We start from the raw sequence: 5394 nt of genomic DNA, 5'->3' as shown, positions 1-5394 counted from the left end.
AGATAATCTTCCTTCTGGGGAGCTTTTAGTAGCAGGACCATATTTAAATTTAAAATTAAATACTTCAAGTCTTGCAAATGATTTATATAAAAAAGTAATGGAAGAAGGTGATGATTATGGTAAAAACCTTTCCCTTGCTGGAAAAAAGGTCATGATTGAGTTCTCCTGTCCTAATACTAATAAGCCACTTCACCTTGGCCACATGAGAAATGACTCACTTGGTATGAGTGTTTCTGAAATCTTAAAGGCTAATGGTGCCGAGGTTATGAAGGTTAATTTAATTAACAATAGAGGTGTCCATATTTGTAAGAGTATGTGGGCTTATAAGACCTTTGGTGGTGATGAAACACCTGAATCAACAGGTGAAAAGGGTGACCACTTCGTAGGTAGGTACTACGTTAGATATGCTCAATATGAAAAAGAGTGTGTTGAAAAGGCTTTAGTTGGTCACGAAAATGATTCAGAAGAAATTCGTGAAAAGATTAAAGCTGAGGCTCAAGCTAAAGCAAACCAAGAACCACAGAGCATGCTCAAAAAGTGGGAAGATGGGGATAAAGAAGTTATCGAGCTTTGGCAGAAGATGAATGGCTGGACTTTAGATGGCTTAGCTGAAAGCTATAAGAATATGGGTATTTCATTTGATAAATACTACTACGAGTCAAATACATATAAGCTTGGTAAGAGTGAAGTAATGAAAGGTCTTGAGAAGGGTGTTTTCTACCGCGAAGAGGATGGTTCTGTACAAGTTGATCTTACCAACATTGGTCTTGATAAAAAGGTATTATTAAGAAAGGATGGTACTTCTATTTACATCACTCAGGACTTAGGAACAGCTGTTTCAAGACATGAGGACTATCCATTTGATTCATTAATTTATGTTGTAGCTTCAGAGCAACAATATCACTTTAAGGTCTTATTTCAGTGCTTAAAGCTTTTAGGATACTCCTGGGCTAATGAGCTACACCACCTTTCCTATGGAATGGTAAACCTTCCAAATGGAAGAATGAAGTCTAGAGAGGGTACAGTTGTTGATGCAGATGACTTACTTGCAAACCTTTCTGAACTTGCTAAAGCTGAAATTGTTGAAAAAGAAAGAGAAAATATGGTAGGGGATATCGATGAAACAGCAAGAAAGATTGCTCTTTCAGCACTTAACTACTACCTATTACAGGTAAGCCCTCAAAAGGATATGATCTTTAACCCAGCTGAATCTATCGCATTCTCTGGTAATACTGGACCATATTTACAGTACATGGGTGCTCGTATTTCTTCTATGCTTTCTAAGTTTGAGGAAGTAAAGGCTGACTATGAAGGTGTTGAATTTAATTCAAGTCTCTTAACTATCGATGATGAAAAGGCTTTAATTAAGCTTATTTCATCCTTCCCTGAAATTGTTAAGAAGGCAGCTGATGGCTACGACCCAAGTATTATCTGTTCTCTTTTATATGATATTAGTAAGACATTTAGTCATTACTATCATGATAACCAGATATTAAAGGCAGAGACTAAAGAATTAGTTGTTGCAAGAATTAGCCTTGTTAAGATGGTTCAGCAAGTATTAAAGAATGCCTTTAAACTTGTTGGTGTTCCTTTCTTAGAGTCAATGTGAGAAAGATGAAACAAAACTATTAATAAAGTTTTCACTCTCTCCTTTCTTTAAGCTATCCTTAGCGGTAGCTGAAAAGAGACGGGAGAGTAATTTTTTATCATTAAAAAATAACTTTTTTCTTTCAATTAAGTTATCAATTACTGCATCTGATTGTGCATCGATCATTAAATCAAGGGATGATGAAATATTTAATGCCTCATCATCTACCATATAACGCTGCTCAAGAAGTGATAGATATGGAGCAAACTCTCTATCTTGATAAATCATATCCCAGTGCTCATATACAGCATTAAGAACTTCCTCTGCTGAGAGTGAGAAATCAATATAGAAGGTAAACTTTGTAAGTAGTTTCTTTGCATTCTCATAGAGGGCACTAATAATATCTTCCTTTGAGTTAAAGTGATAGTATATTGATGCTTTCTTTACACCAAGCATTTCTGCTAATGAGGAAAGAGTTAATTTATCATATCCTTCAGTACTAATAATATTTATTGCCTTTAATAAAATATCATTCTTAGTCATAAAGATATTTTACCTAACGTTCGTTAGAATTACAATTGAAAAAAGATGTAAAAATAGTTAAAAAAATTAAAAACCATGTTGTGGTATTTTTAGAAAATCTTAATAATACTCAAAGATTAAACAAATAGAGGATACTTAGATATGTACGCACTCGTTGAAATTCTCGGCAAGCAGTATAAAGCTGTTGAAGGTGAAACACTGCAGGTCGATCTTCTCTCTCTCGCAGAGGGTTCAGCTTACGAAACAGACAAGGTTCTCGCTGTTGTTGACGGTGACAAGGCTACATTCGGCACACCATATGTTGCTGGTGCTAAAGTTGTTGCTACAGTTGGCAGCGAAGTTAAAGGCGATAAGATTAAGGTTTACAAGTTCCACAGAAGAAAGGGTTACAGAAGAACTCAGGGTCACAGGGAACAGTATACTCTCATCACAATCAACAAGATTGAAGGCTAAGGAGGATCGAATATGGCACATAAGAAAGGTGGTGGTTCATCACGTAACGGACGCGATTCTAACGCACAGCGTCTTGGTGTTAAGAGATTCGGTGGTCAGGATGTAAAGGCTGGTGAAATCTTAGTTAGACAGCACGGTACAAACATCCACCCAGGTCAGAATGTTGGTCTTGGTAGTGATTACACACTCTTTGCAAAGGCTGCAGGTAAGGTTGCTTATATCACAAGAAACAACAGAAAGTATGCAACAATTGTAACTGAGTAAGCAAAAAGCTAACAATTAGTAATAACGTAGTAGTAGAAAAATCTATTACTACGCTTTTTTTTAGTTAAAATAATATTTATGGAACGATTTAGAAAATTTGAGTTTTGTTACAATTGGGATAAAGGCTTTTGTATAAACTTTTATAATAACTATGATGATAAAACTGCATTGGCTTACTTTGGAAGTGGAAAGTTTGAAGAAGTATCTAGGTCATATGATGTAGCTACAAATGCTATTGATTACTATTATAACCAAGAAAAGAATTCTTATAATAATTATTTAAATGCTAAGCCAATTAAGTTTGATTATGCAGACCTTAAAGTAATTAGACCTAAAAAAGGGTCTATAAATTTAGATGTAGAGATAAAAGAGGGAAGAAAAACTCATCATGTAACGTGTTCTTCATACTCTATTACTTGCAACTGTGGTACATATAAATGTCAGTATGTAGATGTAGTTAAGAATTGGATTACTGATTGCTTAGATAGCATTATGGAATCATACCTTTATGAAAGTAATGAATATGCAAAAGATTACTTTATCTCTGCTGAACTTGCTGATATCCTCTTAGGTTATTCAAAAAAGCAAATAGATTTAGTCTCAATAAAAAATTCAAAGAAAAATGTTAAAAATTTAATTGCCAATATTGGTTCAGTTTCTTATGCAAGAAGGGTGTTCTACTTTTTAATGCATAATGAACCTTTCTACTATAATTCTACTTTCTTAGATAAGTATACAGATTTCTTCTATGCATTACTTGAAAACGATTTTTGCTATGATGCAATTGTAAAGAGTGAGTATTACAAAGAAGAAGATTGTAATACTAGACAAACTAAATCAAATAAAACCTTCTTTAAAAGAATTTTAAGAAGCTTTGAAAAAGCTAAAAAAGATATTGAGAAAAATGGAATACTTACATATGAAGCAGATGATGATTTAAGATATCTATATTTAGCTGTAACTGATAATAAAGACTTATTAATTAAGTACTTTGCATCTGTATCACCTATGTTTGATACTGACCATTTAACAATATTAGATAATTTAATTAAAGATAAAGAAGTATTTAAAGATAATAAAGAAAGTATTATAAAGATTATTTTAACTCTTGATAACACTTCTAATTCAGAGGAAGTAAACCAACTTATATGTAAATACTTAAATCTATTAGATAGAAATGAAAGAATTGAAGTTATATCATTATTTAAAAAGAATTTACTGCCTGCTAGTTATCTAGATGAACTATCAGATGAAGAGCAAAAGAAGATAATATTTAGCATTAATCCTACTGAAAGTTCAGTTAGTAAAATATTAAATGAAGTATTATTAGGCGAAGATCCAAAGTTAATTGGAAGGTACATTCTTTTTGTTATTCATTGGTGTATATTGAATCAGAAAGCAGTTTGTGCAGCTTTACTTTTTAAGTATGCTCATAAGCTTCCTAATTCACAGTTATTATTTGCATATTTAACTGGAGTATTCGGGAAAAATAAAGAAGGTTTAACTTTTCCTCCAAAAGGTGATGAGGAAGCAGAAATCCTTGATTACTTTGATACACTCTGGATTTTTAATGAATTGTCAAATAATGTGAATTGTACATTCTATGTAAAGAACCCATTCTTTAATGATAGATTTTTAGTTAAAGTTGATGAAGAAAATGGTCATTTAAATTTAACAAATTCTTTTATTAAATTTGAATATGAAGTAAAACCAGAAAGTATTATTAATGCTTGTATTAAAGGTACAGAAGAAGAGTATAAGAAAAAGAGGATAGAGCAAGAAAATAGAGTTGCTGTATTAAACTTTTCTAAGAAGAATAGTGAGTTTACAAAAGATATGGTTGCTCTACAAGAATCATTATCTAATGATACTGCAATTATTCTTTCAAATGATAATCTTGCTTCAATTGATTTTGCATTTGGCTATGAATATGGTTATGGCTATTTAAGCTTTAAGATAGGAATAAGGAAAAAATACCAAGTAAAGGATGCAGCAGAATTCTTAGACTACTTTAGAAAGGGTGAAACAGTTAGCTATGGTAAAGATTTAACATTCACTCATGACCTTGATAATATTGTCGAAGACGATAGAGCTGCTTTACAACTATTAATTCCTGCTAGATTAACTTCTGGTCGTGTTGGAGATTCAAGGAATAAAAAGTATATAACTCTACCTGAAACTTTATTTTCAGGTCTTTTATCAACATTAAAAAATAGGACAATTACTTTTAATGAAGTTGAAACTACAATAAGGCTAAAGCCTCATTATCTTACTGCTTCAATAGATAAAAACTATAAGATTAACACAAATGTAGCAAAAGAAGAGGTTGCAATCTTCTTAGGTGGTAATGGATATATTTTTGTTAAAGAAGATAATTCTTACTATATAGATAAAATTGAAAACACTGCAGATGAGATAAAGTTATTACAATTCTTTGATAAACATAAAGGTGTATGTATTAAGCCTATTATTAATGACTTTAGGTCAAAAATATTTGCTCACTATTCATCATTTATCTCTGTTGATAATAAGTTAAAAGAAAGCTT

The 5394-nt window shown here is 32.0% G+C and carries 5 protein-coding genes; 4 read left to right on the top strand and 1 reads right to left on the bottom strand.

What is annotated here, in order from left to right:
• On the top strand, positions 1-1609 hold a 1609-nt coding region (gene argS, locus SOY52_RS03275; RefSeq protein ID WP_320847555.1), incomplete at its 5' end, for an arginine--tRNA ligase.
• On the opposite strand, the gene SOY52_RS03270 is transcribed toward argS, so the two are convergent.
• Positions 1601-2131 (bottom strand): TetR/AcrR family transcriptional regulator, encoded by a 531-nt coding sequence (locus tag SOY52_RS03270; RefSeq protein WP_320847554.1) that lies wholly within the window; start codon positions 2129-2131, stop codon positions 1601-1603. The genes argS and SOY52_RS03270 overlap by 9 nt on opposite strands.
• A 141-nt stretch (positions 2132-2272) precedes the next feature.
• Here SOY52_RS03270 and rplU point away from each other — a divergent pair, with 141 nt between their 5' ends.
• From rplU to SOY52_RS03255, 3 genes are all read left to right on the top strand, one after another.
• Positions 2273-2584 carry a 50S ribosomal protein L21 gene (gene rplU / locus SOY52_RS03265; protein WP_320847553.1) on the top strand — a complete coding sequence of 104 codons (312 nt, stop codon included), beginning with the start codon at positions 2273-2275 and terminating at the stop codon, positions 2582-2584.
• Between the two features lie 12 nt (positions 2585-2596).
• The gene (gene rpmA / locus SOY52_RS03260) at positions 2597-2848 is read left to right on the top strand and encodes a 50S ribosomal protein L27 (protein WP_320847552.1); all 252 of its coding nucleotides are present in this window, start codon (positions 2597-2599) and stop codon (positions 2846-2848) included.
• 78 nt (positions 2849-2926) lie between these two features.
• On the top strand, positions 2927-5394 hold a 2468-nt coding region (locus SOY52_RS03255), incomplete at its 3' end, for a hypothetical protein (protein WP_320847551.1).

The organism is Bullifex sp. (assembly GCF_034103065.1).
Taxonomy (GTDB): Bacteria; Spirochaetota; Spirochaetia; order Sphaerochaetales; family Sphaerochaetaceae; genus Bullifex.
The sequence above is the reverse complement of the archived record's forward strand: the minus strand, read 5'-3'. Positions and strand labels throughout refer to the sequence as shown.

Coding starts and splice junctions, on each gene's coding strand:
- rpmA (WP_320847552.1), top strand. CDS start 2,597: ATGGCACATAAGAAAGGTGGTGGTTCATCACGTAACGGACGCGATTCT.
- SOY52_RS03270 (WP_320847554.1), bottom strand. CDS start 2,131: ATGACTAAGAATGATATTTTATTAAAGGCAATAAATATTATTAGTACT.
- rplU (WP_320847553.1), top strand. CDS start 2,273: ATGTACGCACTCGTTGAAATTCTCGGCAAGCAGTATAAAGCTGTTGAA.